At 47.3% G+C, this 18531-nt stretch carries 17 protein-coding genes; 4 read left to right on the forward strand and 13 right to left on the reverse strand.

Features of this window, described 5'->3' with window-relative positions; all coding sequences use genetic code 11:
* Positions 1–5: 5 nt before the first annotated feature.
* Genes ACE04G_RS23010 through ACE04G_RS23030 form a run of 5 tightly spaced genes read right to left on the reverse strand, consistent with a single transcriptional unit; the run spans position 6 to position 3967 of the window.
* The gene (locus ACE04G_RS23010; protein WP_221820459.1) at positions 6–1307 is read right to left on the reverse strand and encodes a hypothetical protein; all 1302 of its coding nucleotides are present in this window, start codon (positions 1305–1307) and stop codon (positions 6–8) included.
* Positions 1308–1328: 21 nt separating this feature from the next.
* A complete protein-coding gene (locus ACE04G_RS23015) occupies positions 1329–2063 on the reverse strand; it encodes an SMI1/KNR4 family protein (protein ID WP_221820457.1) in 735 nt (244 codons plus the stop codon).
* A gap of 45 nt (positions 2064–2108) precedes the next feature.
* Positions 2109–2669 carry a hypothetical protein gene (locus tag ACE04G_RS23020; protein ID WP_221820454.1) on the reverse strand — a complete coding sequence of 187 codons (561 nt, stop codon included), beginning with the start codon at positions 2667–2669 and terminating at the stop codon, positions 2109–2111.
* Entirely contained in the window at positions 2666–3319 is a 654-nt protein-coding gene (locus ACE04G_RS23025; RefSeq protein ID WP_221820452.1) for a hypothetical protein, read from the reverse strand. The genes ACE04G_RS23020 and ACE04G_RS23025 overlap by 4 nt, the downstream gene beginning before the upstream one ends.
* A 39-nt stretch (positions 3320–3358) precedes the next feature.
* Positions 3359–3967, reverse strand: coding sequence for a hypothetical protein (locus tag ACE04G_RS23030; protein WP_221820450.1), 609 nt, complete (start codon positions 3965–3967; stop codon positions 3359–3361).
* A 280-nt stretch (positions 3968–4247) separates the two neighbouring features.
* Here ACE04G_RS23030 and ACE04G_RS23035 point away from each other — a divergent pair, with 280 nt between their 5' ends.
* From ACE04G_RS23035 to ACE04G_RS23045, 3 genes are all read left to right on the forward strand, one after another.
* A complete protein-coding gene (locus ACE04G_RS23035; RefSeq protein WP_221820448.1) occupies positions 4248–5243 on the forward strand; it encodes a multicopper oxidase domain-containing protein in 996 nt (331 codons plus the stop codon).
* A 49-nt stretch (positions 5244–5292) separates the two neighbouring features.
* The gene (locus tag ACE04G_RS23040) at positions 5293–5979 is read left to right on the forward strand and encodes a Crp/Fnr family transcriptional regulator (RefSeq protein ID WP_221820446.1); all 687 of its coding nucleotides are present in this window, start codon (positions 5293–5295) and stop codon (positions 5977–5979) included.
* A 146-nt stretch (positions 5980–6125) separates the two neighbouring features.
* A complete protein-coding gene (locus ACE04G_RS23045; protein ID WP_076210007.1) occupies positions 6126–6551 on the forward strand; it encodes a YlbF/YmcA family competence regulator in 426 nt (141 codons plus the stop codon).
* A gap of 133 nt (positions 6552–6684) precedes the next feature.
* Here the strand turns inward: ACE04G_RS23045 and ACE04G_RS23050 are convergent, their stop codons facing one another.
* Both ACE04G_RS23050 and ACE04G_RS23055 read right to left on the reverse strand, forming a co-directional pair.
* Entirely contained in the window at positions 6685–7410 is a 726-nt protein-coding gene (locus ACE04G_RS23050) for a ZIP family metal transporter (protein WP_076210006.1), read from the reverse strand.
* A gap of 138 nt (positions 7411–7548) precedes the next feature.
* On the reverse strand, positions 7549–8277 hold the full coding sequence (locus tag ACE04G_RS23055; RefSeq protein ID WP_313771435.1) for a YwiC-like family protein: 729 nt from the start codon (positions 8275–8277) through the stop codon (positions 7549–7551).
* A gap of 70 nt (positions 8278–8347) precedes the next feature.
* Here ACE04G_RS23055 and ACE04G_RS23060 point away from each other — a divergent pair, with 70 nt between their 5' ends.
* A complete protein-coding gene (locus ACE04G_RS23060; RefSeq protein ID WP_076210005.1) occupies positions 8348–9049 on the forward strand; it encodes a Crp/Fnr family transcriptional regulator in 702 nt (233 codons plus the stop codon).
* 122 nt (positions 9050–9171) lie between these two features.
* Here the strand turns inward: ACE04G_RS23060 and ACE04G_RS23065 are convergent, their stop codons facing one another.
* From ACE04G_RS23065 to moaA, 6 genes are read right to left on the reverse strand one after another with little or no spacing between them, the layout of a single operon-like run.
* Entirely contained in the window at positions 9172–10683 is a 1512-nt protein-coding gene (locus ACE04G_RS23065; RefSeq protein ID WP_221820443.1) for a nitrate/nitrite transporter, read from the reverse strand.
* Positions 10684–11409, reverse strand: coding sequence for a respiratory nitrate reductase subunit gamma (gene narI / locus ACE04G_RS23070; protein ID WP_221820441.1), 726 nt, complete (start codon positions 11407–11409; stop codon positions 10684–10686). It lies immediately after the preceding gene.
* The gene (gene narJ, locus ACE04G_RS23075) at positions 11406–12083 is read right to left on the reverse strand and encodes a nitrate reductase molybdenum cofactor assembly chaperone (RefSeq protein WP_221820439.1); all 678 of its coding nucleotides are present in this window, start codon (positions 12081–12083) and stop codon (positions 11406–11408) included. Before narJ ends, narI begins: the two co-directional genes overlap by 4 nt.
* Complete coding sequence (gene narH, locus ACE04G_RS23080; protein WP_221820437.1) at positions 12083–13552, reverse strand: nitrate reductase subunit beta; 1470 nt, start codon at positions 13550–13552, stop codon at positions 12083–12085. Before narH ends, narJ begins: the two co-directional genes overlap by 1 nt.
* Positions 13542–17294: a nitrate reductase subunit alpha gene (locus ACE04G_RS23085; RefSeq protein WP_313771434.1), complete on the reverse strand. Its 3753-nt coding sequence runs from the start codon at positions 17292–17294 to the stop codon at positions 13542–13544. Before ACE04G_RS23085 ends, narH begins: the two co-directional genes overlap by 11 nt.
* Positions 17295–17351: 57 nt before the next feature.
* Positions 17352–18353, reverse strand: coding sequence for a GTP 3',8-cyclase MoaA (gene moaA, locus ACE04G_RS23090; protein ID WP_221820435.1), 1002 nt, complete (start codon positions 18351–18353; stop codon positions 17352–17354).
* Between the last annotated feature and the right edge of the window lie 178 nt (positions 18354–18531).

Raw genomic sequence — 18531 nt, forward strand, 5'->3', positions numbered from 1 at the left:
CTGCCTCACCAGCGCAGAGGTTCTTCTCCACGCCACAACACATACCGCTCCAACTCACGAAGAGTGCCTGTACCGATCCCGTACTCGTCCATTTCTTTGGAACGAAGATCGAGCATGTGCAGCATGCCACCATATGTGCCAACTGCAAGTTTGGATCGCTCTGGTGATACGGCGAAAGAATAGATCGTACTACCTACAAAATGGCGCCATACTTCCTCTCCCTTGTTATTCACACAATACAGATAACCGTATGCATCTCCAAGCACCATGCCCGCCTCTATTTCAGCTGCTGCATACACACGTGCATTCTCATCCATCACTGGCCAATTTTCCTTTGTTTCGTTGCCTGCAATTGATTCCAGCGGAACCTGTATCGTGACCCCGTTATAGAAATGACATGCGTTAAACCAGACGGTCTGGTTATCACTGGTGAATGCTGCATAATGAGGGTAGCTCGATTCTGGATAGAGAGAGTATGTCTTGTTCAGCTGGCGATCCATCACCATATGATTGCTCCCTTGGCTACCATATGCAATCCATCGACCATCCCGAGATACCGCTGCATGCCCCATATCTATCTGTGTATCCTCTAGCTCATATTCTTCGATCTCTGCCAGATCGGGATGAAGTAAGGTCAATCGATCTTGCGTTACAAGATATATCCCGTATCTTGAATGTATGAGTAGTGCTTTGCCTTCATCCATAGGTATAAGTCCTTCAAGTGTCCGTTCGGGATGCTCACAGTCCGCAAGTGATTCAATCCGAGGTAATGCCGACTGTATCCGGGCTTGAATATCTTCCCATCGATATGTCGCTATCTCCTGTCCTTCCAACTTGCGATCTGGCTGACGAATGATACGAATCCCATCCGGTCCTGCAAGCGCATAGTCAAGTCCATCCGATGAGCAACCTGCAAAAGTATATGGAGTGATCAACTGCCATCCGTGCTGATCCATCGTATATATCTGACTATTCTCTGTGAAAATCCCCGTATGACATACAATCATTTCCTCGTTCAGATAACCTATAACTTTGACCGCTTGCATGGAACCCTGAAACGCCTCGTTCAATGGCCACGTCGCTGCGGGTAGCTCACGTCGAAGCACCTCCACATCACCGTGGAGATTGGCCTGTCTCACCATCTGGAATACTTCAGTACTCATTCCGCTTCTGGAGTCTTCCTCCAGCTCGGATTCATCCGGTTGCTCTCCCTGCATACTTCTCTGGACAAATGCATTGACATCCCTTGCATAACGCTTGCCTTCATTACGCCATTGTTCTGCAATGTCTTCCTTTAACCAACTCATCTATTCCCCTCCACTCTGCCCCTATTCATATGCCGTACAATGATGTGCCTGCAAGAACATACTGATTTCGTTATCCGTCGCCTCCTCTGCACCATTCTTTTCTTCATAGAACAGGGCAACCTCTCTCCCCGTTGCATAGTTAAATCGTAAATATCCTCCCATCGATACCATGAACATCTTGCACATGTACTCATTCTCCAACACGGCATCCCACTTAAATTCTGTTTTGCATGTATCGGCGAGTTCCTTCATGGAGCTTCCTTGTTCCGTCCCTGAAAAATGGTAAAACGTATGTTTCCGCAGCTCATTCCACGGTTCAAAGTATAGTAGCGTTATCGGTTTATCCTGATGGTAATACCCACAATAGATCCGGTCCAGCGTTTCACCAAATTCAGTCTCCGAGCATGTCCATAAGGTAATATTCTCATCATGACGCGGTAGCCACAACAGCCCCTCAACTTCCGGATGAACAGCAAGGAAATCTCCATCTACAGAACTGCCGATGGAGATGCACTGCTCAAGTTGATGCTGACTTATAGGCGAATCATCCGTATGTATCCAAAAATCATATTCCACAAAAGGCTTCAACACTTCCGGGTCCGGCCTCTGCACATTCATCCATCCCGTGTATGTACCCTCTCCGTATTGTTCAATCCAGGTCCGGTACGACAAAGGTAGCGAGATGGCGTGCTGTTGCTCGAAGTGATCCAGTTCCTCTGTTGGAACCGGCTTAAGTACACGGGATACAATATACATTAGTTGACATCTCCCATCTCAGTTTGGTTCATTCGTTTACAGAATCTAAGCCAGTTCTTCCTGTACAATTTCAGTCCATACCCCTTTACGATTCAGAATGCGAATGGCAAAGGCATCATATCCATCACGCTTGACCTGATCAAACCCCATGCGCTCTCCCGTAATTAGTTCATATACACCATTTTCATCTACATCTTCGCCAAACTCTTCATCCCAAGGCACATTGTAGTAGGCCGTCAACTCTACTTCAAAGATGTCCTCTCCTTCAACATCCAGGTAAGGACGAAGGGGTCTGTCATGTAGTGCTTTTTCCGAATAGGTCTCACATAACATGGCATCATATCCGTGCTTGGCGGTATCAATGAGCAGATAGCGTTCACCCGTGACCGTATGCTCCGCATATACAAGAAGAGGTGTCGAATCATGCCAGGTAATCAGATCATCTTCGGTTAAGTCACCATAATAAAAAATATGGAATTTATCATGACCATCACTCGTTTGAAGTTTGCCTGTCCACTCCACTTCAGCGGACTTTATGTTTTCTTTCTTCCTAATTAATCCTTCCAGATAAGCAGGTCCGTGTTGTACACCATACTCATTCATCATCTCGCCTCCGATTGGCTCATTAGAATGGTAACCACTTTGTGTTCCTCATCCACCGTCAGTTTCACATCGATGTTTAACTTGTCGCGAAATAACGCCGTAATATTGATATAAGGGTCGCGAACAGCTTCACCGCCGCCACCATTCGTAGAACGGCTCATTCCCTGATGAATAATGGATTCTACGAGCTGTTTATCTCCCTTGCCGGTGTTATTGTAGGTGTAGATCACCTGCCCATCCTGATCATACAGATTCAAAACCGTTGTGAAATCATTGGCGTTCTCATACTGTCTCTCGGCCTGTACATAGTTGTGATCTGTGCGTTGATAGTTTACCGTACCAGCCAGATACGGATTGTCCCCGCCGGGCTTCACATCATACTCTTGATAGGCCAGATTAAATAGGTATTGGATATGACTCATATCGATCCGGTAATAAAACTGACGGTTATCCTCTTGTTTATCCATCGCTGCAAAACTGTTAATCAGCGGCCAGGCTTCATAGGACTTCCCTTTAACATCAACCGCGAGAGCATAGTCAGATAAGACTGTCTGTTTTTGAAATATGCCATAAGTCTGTAAAATAAAATAAGCAGGAATCATCAACATACCCAGAATGATTGCAAAAATAGTTAATTTAAATCGTAGTTTCATGTCTTCTCTCCTTGCGGCTTTAACTCTTCAATTTCATTCTCATCCAGTCTTGTGCTGAAGCTTTGACAGTGTACGCACAACCACATCCCTGTTCTTCGCATCCTTGATATAAGCCGGAATACTATGTGAAGCCGTTCTTATAGGCAGATTTCCGTATTTTACACGCAGATCTGCGGAAACATAAGCGATGAGGTAACTCAAGTGCTCCCGGTTCACAGCCCATATTATTTTCCCTCTGAAATCATCCATGAAGTATAATTCCAGCCCGAATACAGGATCTTTCCCTGCACGAATCTCGGCAAAATACCTTTCATATGTCGGCTTGGCATGTAATTCAACCTGATTAACAGAACCACAATGCGGACATTCCACATGCGTCGATCGGTGAGACGTCTTCTTCTCGTCCGTGACTTCCACGTTAAACCAACGTTCACATACAGCACAATTACCCTTGGCGTTATACTGATACACTGGTTCTTCAAGAGCTTGAGCGTAACATTCGTAACACTTCCAACCCAGTTGATCATTCCGTTGTTCAATCGAAGCGTGCCCACCGCATTTGGGACATTTCACATCAATCCGCTCTCCCCGTCGAAGAACCGAATAGAAACTGTACTTATATGCACCTTCATCTTCGAAACGTTTCATTCCGTATCCACCCTTCTCCTGAAACTACGACACACACCGCGTCAGAATACTCAACATTTACCAATCCATCTCTCCAAAATTATATGAAACTCCGTTCCTCAGCACAAGGAACGAAGGTAAGACGATTGGGAATCACTCTAATACGACTTACCCAAGTGTGTGCCTCATCACACCCATTCCTGCTCTAATAACGTAATCTATTACTACATAACGAATGGAGTGAAAGAACGCCTGTTTTTTAGTTTGTGAAAAACACCACTTGAGTAAAGGTTGTGCAGCTATGTTTTCATTACTGAACCTGAATGTATATAAATGGTCACTCGTATTCACCATTTTCACAGCCACTCTGTCTCATTGTAGTTCAACCGATACAGTTCCACCTGTTCACCAGAATGAAATCTCACCTACGGCCATCAGCCAAGCCCCGGTGGACCCGATCATCCGCAAAGAAGGCACCACAGTATATATTGAAATGACTGCCCAGGTTACAGATATCGAAATCTCCAAAGGCGTGATCTACAACGCTTGGACATTTAATGGTACCGTCCCTGGACCCGTTCTACGAGTGACCGAGGGAGACACACTGGTGTTCACGTTGAAAAATAAAGATTCCAGCTTGCCTCACTCCATGGATTTTCACGCTGTACATGCTGCCCCCAGCAGCAAATTTATTGATGTTATGCCAGGCGAGGAAGGCACGTTCACCTACCCAACCTCCTCACCCGGTGTATTCATGTATCACTGTGGAACCAAACCTGTCCTTGCCCATATCGCGAACGGTATGTACGGCATGATTATTGTTGAACCCAAGGCTGGATACCCTTCTGATCACTTGGTTGATCGTGAATATACCCTTGTTCAGAGTGAATGGTATAAAGAACATGATTACGAAGCCTTTTTGAACGGGGAACCGGAATATGTCGTATTTAACGGCAATGATTATGGATTGACCAAGCACCCGCTGCTAGCCAAAGTAGGAGATACAGTGCGGATCTATGTCAGTAATGCCGGACCCAATGAAGTCTCATCCTTCCACATTGTCGGGACAATAATGGACCGTGTGTATACCGATGGTAACCCACGTAACATCCAGTATGGAATACAGACGGTTATGCTTCCCGCAAGTGGTGGAGCCGTCGTAGAGTTCACCGTAACTGAAGAAGGCGATTATGCGATTGTAACCCATCAGTTCAATCATGTAGCCAAAGGAGCTTCCGCTGTTCTCCGTGTAACCAAGGACGGTATTGATCATGGCGGACCCGCAATGTCTCACTGAAACATGACAATGGCTATGACTATCCTGAACCATTCGAGGTGATTAAACGATGATCTGTGCACACGAAGCGAAGGATGCCTGTTTCTCCAAAGTATCTCTGTTCCAACATCTTGATCCATCCGAAGCAGCATTGCTGACCTCCCTTCTGCATACCCGTACTTATAACAAAGGTGAAGTTATCGTCCAGGAGGGTGAACGTTCAGATACGCTTTATGTGGTTCATCAGGGATGTGTGAAGTTATCCAAATACAACGAAAATGGCAAGGAACATATTATCCGGTTTCTGTTTCCCGGAGATTTTTTCGGACAAGATTCCCTTTTACATCAAAAAGCACATGCGGCAAACGCCGAAGTTCTGGAGCCTTCGGCCATCTGCTCCATTAGCAAGCATGACTTTGGCCAGTTACTTGAACATGATCCGAAGCTTGCTTACCATTTCCTGCTTGCCATTTCCAATCTTCTCCGCGAAACAGATGAATGGAACAGTTCGCTCAGTGCGATGACAACGGAACAGAAGATTGCCAAGCTGCTTTTGTATTTCCATACCCGAAATCATGCAAGGCATGAGATCCGCTTGCCTGTTTTCAAAAAAGATATGGCTCTGTTACTCGGTATCACACCCGAAACACTAAGTCGCAAACTTACCATGATGCAAACTCAGGGGCTGCTTCAGGTTACAGGAAACTGCATCCTTATTCTTCAACTGGAGCAGCTTAGGGAAAAGGTTACTCACTGAACTAAAGATTTGACAATAACACTGAGATGACAGAATAACAGCGTATTTGGACAAGTATTATATTTCACATCAGATGTGAGTATCGTCACAGTGCGGGCTTACGTTAGCGTATACAGTTAAGAAAAGATCTACAGGAGGGTTTTGCGATGAATACGGTTGTTAAATTGGACAAACAGATCATTATGCACAAAATGCAGGAGTTATGTTCACTACTGTTACAAGATGAAGGATACAAAGAGATGCGGGACATGATTGATCAGTTTGCAGCAGATGAACAGGCCACAGCCCAGTATGAGCGTTTTATGGAGAAACATCAGGCACTGGAGGAGAAAGAACGGCAAAATATTGAGTTGCTTGCCTCTGAAATTCAGGTATATGAAGAGGAAGAACGCGCTCTTTATGATCATCCCCTCATTCGACGGTTCATCTATGCACAGCGCGAGTTCAGCCAGCTGCATCAGCAGATCAGTCACTATTTCACGAAATCCGTGGAAATGAACCGTCTACCCGAAGCGAATGAACTGGGTAAAGAGGCTTGCGGGTGTGGAGGAAGTTGTTCCAGCAACCACTAAGATTATCTTTTGTCTGAATAATAAAAAGAGTATCCGATCAGAAACCACTCTGTTCGGATACTCTTTTTATATAGATTTAACTAATATTTACACGACTATGTAGTGGACAGCGATCGGAAGCTTATTCTGTCATCTACAGATCCAACAATAGTGATACGAGCAATCCCATGGATGCAATCAAACCCACGACAGGTCCGCCTTCCTCAAAGGCTTCTGGCATCATCGTCGAGCAGATCATCGCAATGATTCCACCACCTGCAAATGCACCAATTGCTGCCCCCATCTCCTCAGGAAGCTGCTCGAGAAACAGATATCCACCCAGAGCTGCAAACGCGGAGATCAGCAATACACTTAACCACATCAACATAATTTTCGCACGACTGTACTTGCTGCCCTGCAATCCAACCGTACTCGACAGACCTTCAGGGATGTTGCTGACAAAAATGGATACCACCAGCACCACACTGACACCGTTGCCGGCCAGCAAGCTGGCTCCAAGCATGATGGATTCCGGGATAGCGTCCATTACTGTGCCTGCAAAGATCCCCAAGCCGCTTTGATTCGAGTCTCCTGACCTTCCCGAGCGTTTACGCCCTGCCCCACCCTTTGCCGAGATGAGCAGGTCAAACAAGGTATACACGACGGCACCTGCCGTAAAACCAATGGCTGTAGGGATAATCCCCCCATCATTCAGCGCATCTCCGAGTAGTTCAAAGGTAGCTGCCCCGATTAATGTACCTGTCCCAAAAGCCATGATCCATCCAATGACTCGTTTAGGAATCTTTAGAAACAGGGCTGCGAGTGCACCAATGACAACCGCTGAGGCAGAGATGCCGCCCCACATGAATGCAGTCCACATCCGGGTCGCCCCCTCTCTTGTTCAATAATCTTCTATCATTCCATTAACCCTTGCCGACGAATCAAAAACAATCCTGTGACGTTGTGACCTATATCACCTGCTGTGTTCAAAAATCACGCTATGATGAAATGATACGGTTTACAACAGAACAGACCAGATCAGGAACTGTACGGCTCCAATAATTTCAATGATACCGACCTTCATAGGACGCAGTGTTCTGCCTGCATATATGAAGGTGCGTACAGCGGAATAGATATACGCCAAAGACATCCATGGATATCCGATCACCATCGGTATGATAATTAGAAGGATATGTACCATGCGAGTTAGCATCAGCCATCGCTTATTCGTTCGCTCTCGAAAGACTGATTTCACAAAGAACGTACTTCCTGTAAAATGTAAGAAAGAGAACAAAACGACGATTGCCATTCCATAGTCCCAGTGCCCGCCTCCTATGAGATAAGCAGCTGCTCCCCCCAGAGAGAATACGAGCATGGCACACAGGTCATTGGTAAGCGAGCGTTCTACTTTGTGTCTCACATGCCAGATGTTCACCAGCAACAAGCCAGCCAGTACCGGGCCAAAGAATAATAGTGAGATCTGACCCAGAACGGGTGGGATCAGACAGATTAGAGCCACTGTACCGTAGATTACCGCCCACTTGTAGAGACGATGTCGATTGGCATTCTTTTTCAAAGACTGTAGTAAGGGATACGCGGTTAGATATAATCCAAGCCAAGCTACAAATAAGGGCGCATGCAGCCAGTGCGGACCACTTGCAATCACACCTACCAGAAAAGGCACACTAACCATGGCCCAGCCGCCATGTTCATGAGGGATAACGATTGAATGCGTATTGGTTTTCACTTCACAGTTAACCTCCTAGGATTGAATGATATCGAAGTTAGAAATATGAACACAGAGAGGAAAGATTCTCATGAGCAGGGTAAACAAAGATTCAGCAGCGGAGTTTCTACAACAGTTCCCCATCTTTCAGGACCTTAGTCCAGAAGAATTAATGCAGGTCGAAGATATCGCCATTTCCAGAAGCATTCATAAGAAAACGGTCATTTTTAGCGAAGGTAGCGAAAAAGAAGCTGTTTTTTTCATTCGTACCGGCATCGTAAAAGCATATAAAACGGATGAGAACGGACATGAACAGATTGTCTCTTTTCTCAAAACAGGAGATATGTTCCCGCACACCGGCTTTTTTAACGCACACCCCTATCCGGCTACCGCTGAAGCGATTACACCTACCGAATTACTGGCCATACCCGTCAGACTGTTCGAACGTTTAATGCTGAGCACTCCATCGATTGCGATCAAAATCATGCGTGTACTCGGAGACAAAATACGAGAATTACAGGATAAATTGCAGGTACTCTCTGGTCAGGACGTGCGCAACCGCGTGCTTTCCTTCCTTCTCATGCTCGCAGAACAACACGGACAGACGCATGGAGACCAAATTATCATCAATCTGCCCATGACACACCAGGAGTTTGCCAATTCCATTGGTACAACAAGGGAAACAGCGAATCGGCTTCTGAATCAGCTTACAAAAGAGCATTTGATCGAAGTGGATCGCAGCCGAATTATCATTCTTGATTTACAAGCATTGAAGCAACAAAGGGATGCCTGACCGCCCAGCTCTACTGGGGTTATTCCAAGTTCTTACACCAATCTCTGTGTGCAAAAAGAGACCTTAACGCCTGCAATCGATGTTAAGGTCTCTTGCTGTATGCACAATTACCGATACATGTATCAGGCGATTGTGAGCTCTGGCCTGCCCATGTCACTGAACATGCCCGCATAATATTTGACATCGCCTGCCTCATTACGGATTGCCGTAATACTTAGCCATTCCTGATAGATCTCTCCGTTTTTCTTCCGATTCCAGATCTCGCCTTGCCAATATCCTTTTTCACGTAATTCCATCCATAATTGGTCATAGAAACGTTTGTCCTGTTTACCGGATTTCAGCAGACTTGGCTTCTGTCCAACCGCCTCTTCAGCACTGTAACCAGTGACCGCAGTAAAGGCCGGGTTCACGGATGTAATAACACTGTTCGTATCTGTGATCAGAATGGCTTCAATGGTACTCTCCAGAATGCTCGCAGATAACTGAAGCTTCTCCTGGTAGAACATCCAGATCACAAGTACAAGACTGACCAACGCGATCTGAGACAAAGCCATGAAACCAATGGCATAATGACCGGTCATGCTGTACAACAAAGTCAACATCAACGGAGGGAAGAATCCACCCAGTCCCCCCATAGCGGAGATCATTCCATTCGCTACACCTGGTTGTTTGACGAAATACATTGGCACTAATTTGAAAATGGTTCCGTTACCTGTCCCTGCGCATAATGCCACAGTCAGACATCCAATCGTGTAGATATAGAATGATGGCGCGAAGGATAATACAATCGCTGCGATTGTTAATCCGCCGAACACAAACATTAATATTTTGAATGGATTAAATCGATCTCCAAGCCAACCTCCCACGGGCCTCATAATGGTTGCAACGAGAATGAATCCCGCTGTACGAATACCTGCATCGACTTTATCCATCTGAAAGTGACTAACTAGGAAATTCGGCAAGTACACCGTAAATGCCACGAACGAGCCAAATGTCAGAAAATAAAACAAGCAGAGCAACCATAGTTTATTGTTGCGTGATATGGCCTTCAGTTGCTGCATTAAAGGAGCGTTAACTCGTACTTCCTGTTTGTCACCCAGAACGAAATTCAGCGCCGCCATCCCTAATAGCAAAATACTGTAGAGCAGAACCGTCGTAGACCATCCCATACGATCAGCGATCAGCGGGGCTCCGAATGCAGACAGTGCTGTACCCAGGTTACCAATTCCGTAGATCCCGTTAACAAATCCATGTCGCTCTTTCGGATAATATTTGGGCAGTGAAGTTACACCGACGGAGAAGACAGCTCCCCCAATACCGAGGAACAATCCACCAATCACCAGATCACTGAACGACGTCGCACGGCTAATCCACCATACCGGGGCCAGCAGCAGGACAAAGCTGATCATGAAAATATTGCGTGCTCCATATCGATTCGTCCAATAACCAATCGGAATACGGGCGATGGATCCGATCAATACGGGAATCGCTGTCGCCCACGCAAGCTGGGAAGACGTAAGCGTAATATCCTCTTTAATAAATGGCATCAGAGATGACAGGATAACCCATACCATGAAACCCAGAACCAGACTTGCGGTTTGCAAGGGCAGTTGAACCTTTCCTTTATGTTGCATTTACATCGCCCTTTCCTTTTTTTGTTCCTGATTCGGATACACTGCTCCATCTCTTCTGCGATACAGCACATAACTGCGTTTCAAATACCCCAGTGGCATACTCAGCATGTGAACCAGACGTGTAAATGGAAACACGCAGTACAGTACAAAGGTAAGCAGAATGTGTACTTTGAAGTTCATCGGTACTGTCTGCATCAGAACGGGATCAGGCTGGAATACGATCAGACCGCGCAACCACGGATTAATCGTTGTTCGATAGTCAAAACCTGTGTGATTCACCGCATTAGCCGAGGTCGCCAGTATTCCGGTGACAATGACAATGATCAACATGGCAAGTGCCATCCAATCCCCGATGCTGCTTGTCGCCCGCACTCTGCGAGCAACATAACGGCGAACCAGCAAAATGACAGCACCTGCAAATGCAATGATCCCCGCAGGAAGTCCTCCTGCAATAGCCATCAAGTGATATCCTTCATCACTCAGGCCAATCCAGCGATAGAACTCCACTGGAACAAGCAAACCGGCAATATGTCCACAGATTACAGCGAATATCCCGATATGAAAGAGTAAACTGCCCCATTTTAGCATGCGTTTCTCCAGCATCTCACTGGACTTGGACGTCCAACTGAAAGGATTCGTCACATAACGCCAGATCGTCGCCGTAATGCAGAAAACAATGACCATATAGGGAAGAGCGCCCCATAACAACAGTTCCAGTGTACTCAACGATTCCCCCTCCTCATCTGGGCAGCGATCTGCATAAGATCTGCTGGTTGTTGGTTAACTGTTTTTTCTTGTTCTGGCACATCAGGGGCAGGAGGCTCAGGAATGACCTGTAACATCAGACTGAGCAATGGTCCATATGGGCTGTTCTGTCCCGTAATGCTTTCGCTCATTGTGACCAACGCCTTATGGCAACTGGAGAGCACCCCTAAGGCATCTTCCTCGGGAGCCTCAGCTACAAATTCAAGCACCATAGGCAAATAGTCCGGCAACTCACTCACTTCCATATAAAATCCCGCAGCTTCATATCTGCGTTTCAATTCAATCAGAGCCGGGCCCCGATCCCGTTCATCTCCATGAAGAGCATACGTGAGATAGAGGTTACACTTTTTATCAAAATCGAATGTACGAACATAGGCATCCTGCCACTCAATCGAGCTTACCGACTGTGCTTCATCTACAAATGTCAGCAAGATCTGGTTCACCATCTCATCGGAAATGGACTGTATAGCTTCCTTCACTCCTTGCAGTCCTTCTCTCCACGCTGTATCCGGATATTGCAACAGGTAGGAGATCAGTTTACAGACCATTCTTCTCGTATTCGTATCGTAAACCAGAGCCTGACCTGTTCCCTCATTGGGTTCGATCGTCATCGTTGTCATTGTCTCCTTTCCCATCAAAATACCCCACAAGAACCAGGACCACCTGCAAAATCAAGTCCGCAGCTGCCCTGTTCGCTGAAGAGATCTTCCACTTCCTCACGGTGGGCTGGCGGGATGACAAAACGATCATTATACTTCGCAATCGCGAGCAGTCGGTACATGTCCTCCACTTCCTGCGCATCCATGCCTACTCTTTCCAACAATGCCGATTCACTGGTCTTACCCGTCTGCTGATTACGCATGTGAATGCGCATAACGGCCATCTTCCGCAGGACCTCACGAATTCGATCCGTATCTCCTGCTGTAAGCAGATTGGCAAGATACTCCACCGGAATACGCATGTTATCAATCGCAGGGAAAATATCATTAGCCTCCAGTGAACTTCCCTGTCCCTCTACCCGATTGGTAATCGGGCTAAGCGGTGGAATGTACCATACCATTGGCATGGTACGGTATTCAGGGTGAAGCGGGAGCGCAATTTTCCAGTCGATAACCATTTTATAAATAGGGGACTGCTGCGCTGCAATAATCCAATCCTCGGGAATTCCTGCCTCACGCGCTTCGCGAATCACCTCAGGGTCATTCGGATCAAGGAAAATATCCATCTGGGATTCATAGAGATCCTGGTCATTTTCAACGGAAGCAGCAGCTTCAACACGGTCTGCATCATACAGCATCAGGCCGATATAGCGGATACGTCCCACACAGGTTTCGGAACAGATCGTTGGCAGACCTGCTTCAATCCGCGGGAAACATAGCGTACATTTCTCGGCTTTGTTTGTCTGCCAATTGAAATAGACCTTTTTGTACGGACAGCTCGATACACAGAATCTCCATGCGCGGCATGCATTTTGGTCAACCAGTACAATCCCGTCTTCTTCCCGTTTGTACATCGCTCCGGAAGGACAGGAGGACACACAGGCTGGGTTAAGGCAATGTTCACAGATCCGTGGCAGATACATCATAAATACCTGTTCAAAATCCATCTTGATCGAATCCTCGACACCCTTCATGTTGGGGTCTTCCATCCCGGTTACATGGGCACCTGCCAGATCATCCTCCCAGTTAGGTCCCCACTCCAGATTCATATATTCACCGGTAATCTGGGATTTCGGTCTTGCTACAGGCTGATGTTTTTTCTCCGGGCTGTTCGTCAGTTTCTCATACTCGTAGGTCCATGGCTCGTAATAATCATCAATGGTAGGCTGATCCGGGTTATGGAAAATGTTAAGCAAGCGTCTTGCCCGTGTGCCGGACTTCAATTCCAGTTTGCCATTCTTCATCTCCCAGCCACCGCGATAACGCTTCTGGTCCTCCCATTGTTTCGGATAACCCACCCCTGGCTTGGTCTCTACATTGTTCCAGTACATATATTCTGCACCTGGACGATTGGTCCAGGTGTTTTTGCACGTAACACTACATGTATGGCACCCTATGCATTTGTCCAGATTCATGACCATACTGACTTGTGCTTTAATCTTCAAGCCAATCCACCTCCTGCAGTTTTCTTATGATGACATTGAGGTCACGCTGATTGCCTGTCGGGCCATAGTAGTTGAAGCCATAACTTAACTGGGCATAACCACCGATCATATGGGTGGGCTTCACATGAATACGTGTCGGACTGTTATGCGTCCCCCCACGTGTCTGTGATATTTTGGTGCCCGGAACGTTAATATGACGGTCCTGAGCGTGATACATGAATGCCATGCCGCGAGGAATACGGTGGGTCACTACGGCTCGGGCAACGACTACTCCGTTACGGTTGAAACATTCGATCCAGTCGTTGTCAACCAGTCCGGCTTCTTCTGCATCTTCGTAGTTCATCCAGATTGTCGGGCCACCTCGGAACAACGTCAGCATCGGCAGCGCATCATAGTACATACTGTGGATCGACCACTTATTATGCGGTGTCAGGTAGTTCAGGACAATCTCCTTTCCCCCTTCGATCGGACGTTTGCTGTTTGGATGGAACGGCGTATGCTTCAGCACAGGTTTAAATGTCGCTAATGTCTCTCCGAACTCGCGGAGCATCGCATGATCAATATAGAACTGCTGTCTGCCCGTCAATGTACGCCATGGAATCAGGCGCTCCACATTGGTGGTGAATGGCGAATATCTTCGTCCGCCTTTTTCCGATCCGCTGAATGCAGGCGAGGTAATGACCGTTTTCGGTTTGGAAGTGATCTCGTCAAACGTAAAACATTCCTCAGACCGTTCCTCAGCCAAATCTTTCAGATGCAATGCTGTTTTCTGTTCAAGCGCTTCCCACGCACGCACAGCCATTTTGCCGTTCGTTGTACTGGACAAGGTCAGAATGGCCTCAGCAACATTACGGTCTGTGCTCAGATCCGGACATCCTTGTCCAACGCCATCTTTACGATGCACGCCCAGGATGCCCTTGAGTTTTTCATACTCTTCACTGGCAGACCAGGATATGCCTTTGGTACCGATTGGTTTATCCTTCACCACAGGTCCAAGGCTGATCATTTTGTTATATACGGCAGCATAGTCACGTTCCACGACCTGAATATGCGGCATCGTTTTACCCGGGATTGCTTCACATTCTCCCGCACTCCAGTCTTTGATCTCTCCGTACGGTTGAGCAAGCTCATCTGGTGAATCATGCAACAGCGGTGTAGCTATGATCTCTTTCTGTGGACCATCAAATTGCTGCGCAGCCATCTCGGAGAATACACGTGCAATTTCCTTGAAGGTATCCCAGTCCGAACGGGATTCCCACTGCGTGGCTACAGCCGGATTAAATGGATGAACGAACGGATGCATATCCGTACTGCTCAGATCGCTTTTTTCATACCAGGTCGCTGCTGGCAGAACAATATCGGAATACATCGCCGTACCTGCCATCCGGAAATCCATATTGATCATCAGGTCGAGTTTGCCTTCCGGTGCTTCATCCACCCATTCCACATGCTCTGGGCGCAGTCCATGATCGTCATCATTCAGCAATCCGTTCGTTGCACCGAGCAGATGCTTGAGGAAATACTCATGTCCTTTGCCGGAACTTGAGATCAGATTCGCTCTCCAGACAAATAGTACACGCGGAAAGTTCGCTGGATCATCCGGTTGCTCGATTGAGAACTTCAGATTTTTGTTCTGCAATTCTGAGGCTACATAAGCACCGATCTCTTCCTTCGTCGTTGCTCCAGCCTGCAGCGCATCCTGATGCAGATCAATCGAGTTACGATTGAATTGTGGATAAGATGGAAGCCAGCCCATACGCGCAGCCATCACATTATAATCAGCCACATGCTGGAACCGCGGTTCACCCTCAAGCGCCGAAGTCAACTCTCCTACTTGGGTCTCCTCGTATCTCCATTGATCTGTTGCAAAGTAAAAGAAGGATGTTCCGTTCTGCAGACGTGCAGGTCCGGTCCAGTCACGAGCAAAGGCAATCGTCTGCCAGCCTTCAGCCGGACGCAGTTTTTCTTGACCAACATAGTGCGCCCAACCTCCACCGTTCACACCCTGACAGCCTGTCATCAGTATTAAGTTAATGATGGCGCGATAGATGACGTCGGAGTTGTACCAGTGATTAATACCGGCTCCCATGATGATCATGGAACGCCCTTTGGTATCGATCGCATTTTGTGCAAACTCACGTGCAATCTGTACGACAGTCTCTTCGTCCACACCAGTGATTTTCTCTTGCCACGCTGGGGTGAATGGTTTTACCTGTGGTGCATTCAAGATGTCGTCTCCACGGTGAACACGTACACTCAACTGCTCCGCACCAGTGACTACTTCTGCTGAATCCGAAGAACGTGTCATTTCACGTTCAATTCCGTATTTGGCAAGTACCAGATCGTATACGGCTGTTACCGTAATCCATCTGTCCCCCAGCCAGATCTGGCGTACAGGAATCTGCCGCTTCATGACATGTTTTCCCTCATCATCAAAGTACGGCAGATGAATGGTTACGAGATCATGATGGACTCCGAGCATGGATAGTCTAGGATCAATCGGCTCACCGTTCTCCACCTGTTCCATTTTGAGATTCCATGTGCCTTCTTCACCCCAACGGAAGCCCAAACTTCCTTTTGGCATCGCATAGGTTCCACTGTTCTCATCGTATACAAGCGTTTTCCATGCCATATTGTTGCCCGTAATACCCAGGTCTTCCCCAACGAGAAATCTGCCTGCTGTGTGTATCCCGTCCTTTTCTTCCACAATCAGCAGATTTGGAAAGTCCGTATACTGTTTGGCATATTGCATGAAATAGTCCGTGGGCTTTTCAATATAAAACTCTTTCAGGATGACATGGCCCATTGCCATCGCCAGAGCGCCGTCCGTTCCTTGTTTTACCGACATCCATGTATCTGCAAATTTCACATATTCCGCATAGTCCGGGCTGATCGACACCACTTTCGTTCCCCGATAACGTGCTTCAGCCAGGAAGTGGGCATCCGGTGTCCGCGTCATTGGCAGATTCGAGCCCCATACCAGAATGTATCCCGAGTTGTACCAGTCACTGCTCTCCGGCACATCCGTTTGATCGCCCCAGATCTGAGGTGAAGCCGGCGGCAGATCCGCATACCAGTCATAGAAGCTGAGCAATGGTGATCCCATCAGGGACAAGAAGCGCGACCCTGCTGCATAACTGACCATCGACATAGCAGGAATTGGAGAGAAACCAATAATCCGATCCGGTCCGTATTCTTTGATCGTATGAATCAGCGAAGCGGCAATAATCTGTGTCACTTCACCCCATGAAGCGCGAATTAATCCACCTTTACCACGTACCGATTTGTATCTTTTCACTTGGGCCGGATCATCCGCAATGCTGGACCACGCTTGAACCGGGTCACCATGTGTCTGAAGCGCATCACGCCACATGTCCAGCAGCGCACCACGTACATAAGGATGTTTGACACGCAGCGGGCTGTACAGATACCAGGAGAAGCTCGCTCCACGCGGACAACCTCGTGGTTCAAATTCCGGCATATCCGGTCCGGTTGAAGGATAGTCGGTAGCCTGCGTTTCCCAAGTGACAATGCCGTCTTTCACATAGATCTGCCAGCTGCATGATCCGGTACAATTGACGCCGTGTGTGGAACGCACCACTTTGTCATGCTGCCAGCGGCGGCGGTAGACATCTTCCCAATCCCGGTTAACTGGGGACATCTCACTCCAGCCCTCCGCACTTTTTTCACGTTTGGCAAAATATTTGAGTTTGCCCATCCAGGGCATGCTTTTGTTACTCATTGTTGTCCTCCCACATATATGACCTGTTGATGCAAGTTGAATCCTGAACTGCTGTTGCTAACCTCCGATTTGCGACATATGTCGCAGCGTTGGCGTGCCGTCAATCTGTTGCCCGTTTAAGGCTTTTAACATGTCATGTGTTTCGGGTTTGGCTCCGAGTGCCTTGTAAAATAAATCCTGCACCGCCTTGTCATCACCTACGAGTGGACGAACATTGAACTCATCTGACCAGTAGAGACAAGGTTTGATATTTCCGTCTGCTGTCAGCCTGAGCCGATTGCAATTTCCGCAGAAATGGCTGCTCACCGGATGAATCAGACCAAAGGTTCCGGCAGCTCCCACAATGCGATAACTATCTGCAGGTCCATTCCCATAAATCTCTCCACAGCTTTCGTACTCCCATTGTGCTCCGCATGTTTCCAGCACATGTTCGAGGGGCATATACCCAGATCTCCAACCTTCTCCACTTTCACCAATAGGCATGTACTCGATAAAACGAATATGAATGGGTTCATCCCGGGTCATCCTCAGAAAGTCTTCCACTTCATCGTCGTTCACGCCTTTCATCAGCACCACATTCAGCTTGATCGGATGAAATCCGGCTTTTTGGCTGGCCTTAATGCCGTCCAGCACACGCTGCACCTTGCCGCCTCGGGTAATGCTTGCGAATCGTTCTGGCTTCAAAGAATCCAGGCTTATGTTCACCCGTGTTAGCCCCGCAGCCTTCAGCAGATCCGCATAAGCTGCCAAATAGATGCCATTGGTGGTCAATGCGATATCTTCAATTCCTGGAATAGCGGACAACATCGCAATCAGTTGATCCAGCCCCTTACGAACAAGAGGCTCCCCTCCAGTTAAACGCAATTTCCGAATGCCCAATGGAGCAAGCGCCTTAACGATGGACGTGATTTCTTCATAGGACAGGATTCGTTCTGTCGGTTCAAACTGCATTCCTTCCTCTGGCATGCAATACACACAGCGGAGATTACAACGATCCGTAACCGAAATTCTTAAGTAATCATGTTTTCTTCCAAACGGGTCCATTAATTTTGATTCCATACACATACCTCCCTTCTCTAGGGTGCTGTATTCACATCAGCCGAAGGAGAAACCTGTTTTCTCTCATCCAGTGTCATCTTGACGCTAAATATAAGGATGTCTCACTCGCTGAACTGTGCAAAATATCACAAGAAGTGAAACATAGCGCACAGTTGCACATCTATATATGCTCACCAGC

It is taken from the genome of Paenibacillus sp. AGC31 (assembly GCF_057334655.1).

Coding starts and splice junctions, on each gene's coding strand:
- moaA (WP_221820435.1), bottom strand. CDS start 18,353: ATGGAATCAAAATTAATGGACCCGTTTGGAAGAAAACATGATTACTTA.
- ACE04G_RS23060 (WP_076210005.1), top strand. CDS start 8,348: ATGAGCAGGGTAAACAAAGATTCAGCAGCGGAGTTTCTACAACAGTTC.
- ACE04G_RS23065 (WP_221820443.1), bottom strand. CDS start 10,683: ATGCAACATAAAGGAAAGGTTCAACTGCCCTTGCAAACCGCAAGTCTG.
- ACE04G_RS23035 (WP_221820448.1), top strand. CDS start 4,248: ATGTTTTCATTACTGAACCTGAATGTATATAAATGGTCACTCGTATTC.
- ACE04G_RS23085 (WP_313771434.1), bottom strand. CDS start 17,294: ATGAGTAACAAAAGCATGCCCTGGATGGGCAAACTCAAATATTTTGCC.
- ACE04G_RS23040 (WP_221820446.1), top strand. CDS start 5,293: ATGATCTGTGCACACGAAGCGAAGGATGCCTGTTTCTCCAAAGTATCT.
- ACE04G_RS23010 (WP_221820459.1), bottom strand. CDS start 1,307: ATGAGTTGGTTAAAGGAAGACATTGCAGAACAATGGCGTAATGAAGGC.
- ACE04G_RS23025 (WP_221820452.1), bottom strand. CDS start 3,319: ATGAAACTACGATTTAAATTAACTATTTTTGCAATCATTCTGGGTATG.
- ACE04G_RS23045 (WP_076210007.1), top strand. CDS start 6,126: ATGAATACGGTTGTTAAATTGGACAAACAGATCATTATGCACAAAATG.
- ACE04G_RS23030 (WP_221820450.1), bottom strand. CDS start 3,967: ATGAAACGTTTCGAAGATGAAGGTGCATATAAGTACAGTTTCTATTCG.
- ACE04G_RS23050 (WP_076210006.1), bottom strand. CDS start 7,410: ATGTGGACTGCATTCATGTGGGGCGGCATCTCTGCCTCAGCGGTTGTC.
- ACE04G_RS23015 (WP_221820457.1), bottom strand. CDS start 2,063: ATGTATATTGTATCCCGTGTACTTAAGCCGGTTCCAACAGAGGAACTG.
- narJ (WP_221820439.1), bottom strand. CDS start 12,083: ATGGGAAAGGAGACAATGACAACGATGACGATCGAACCCAATGAGGGA.
- ACE04G_RS23020 (WP_221820454.1), bottom strand. CDS start 2,669: ATGATGAATGAGTATGGTGTACAACACGGACCTGCTTATCTGGAAGGA.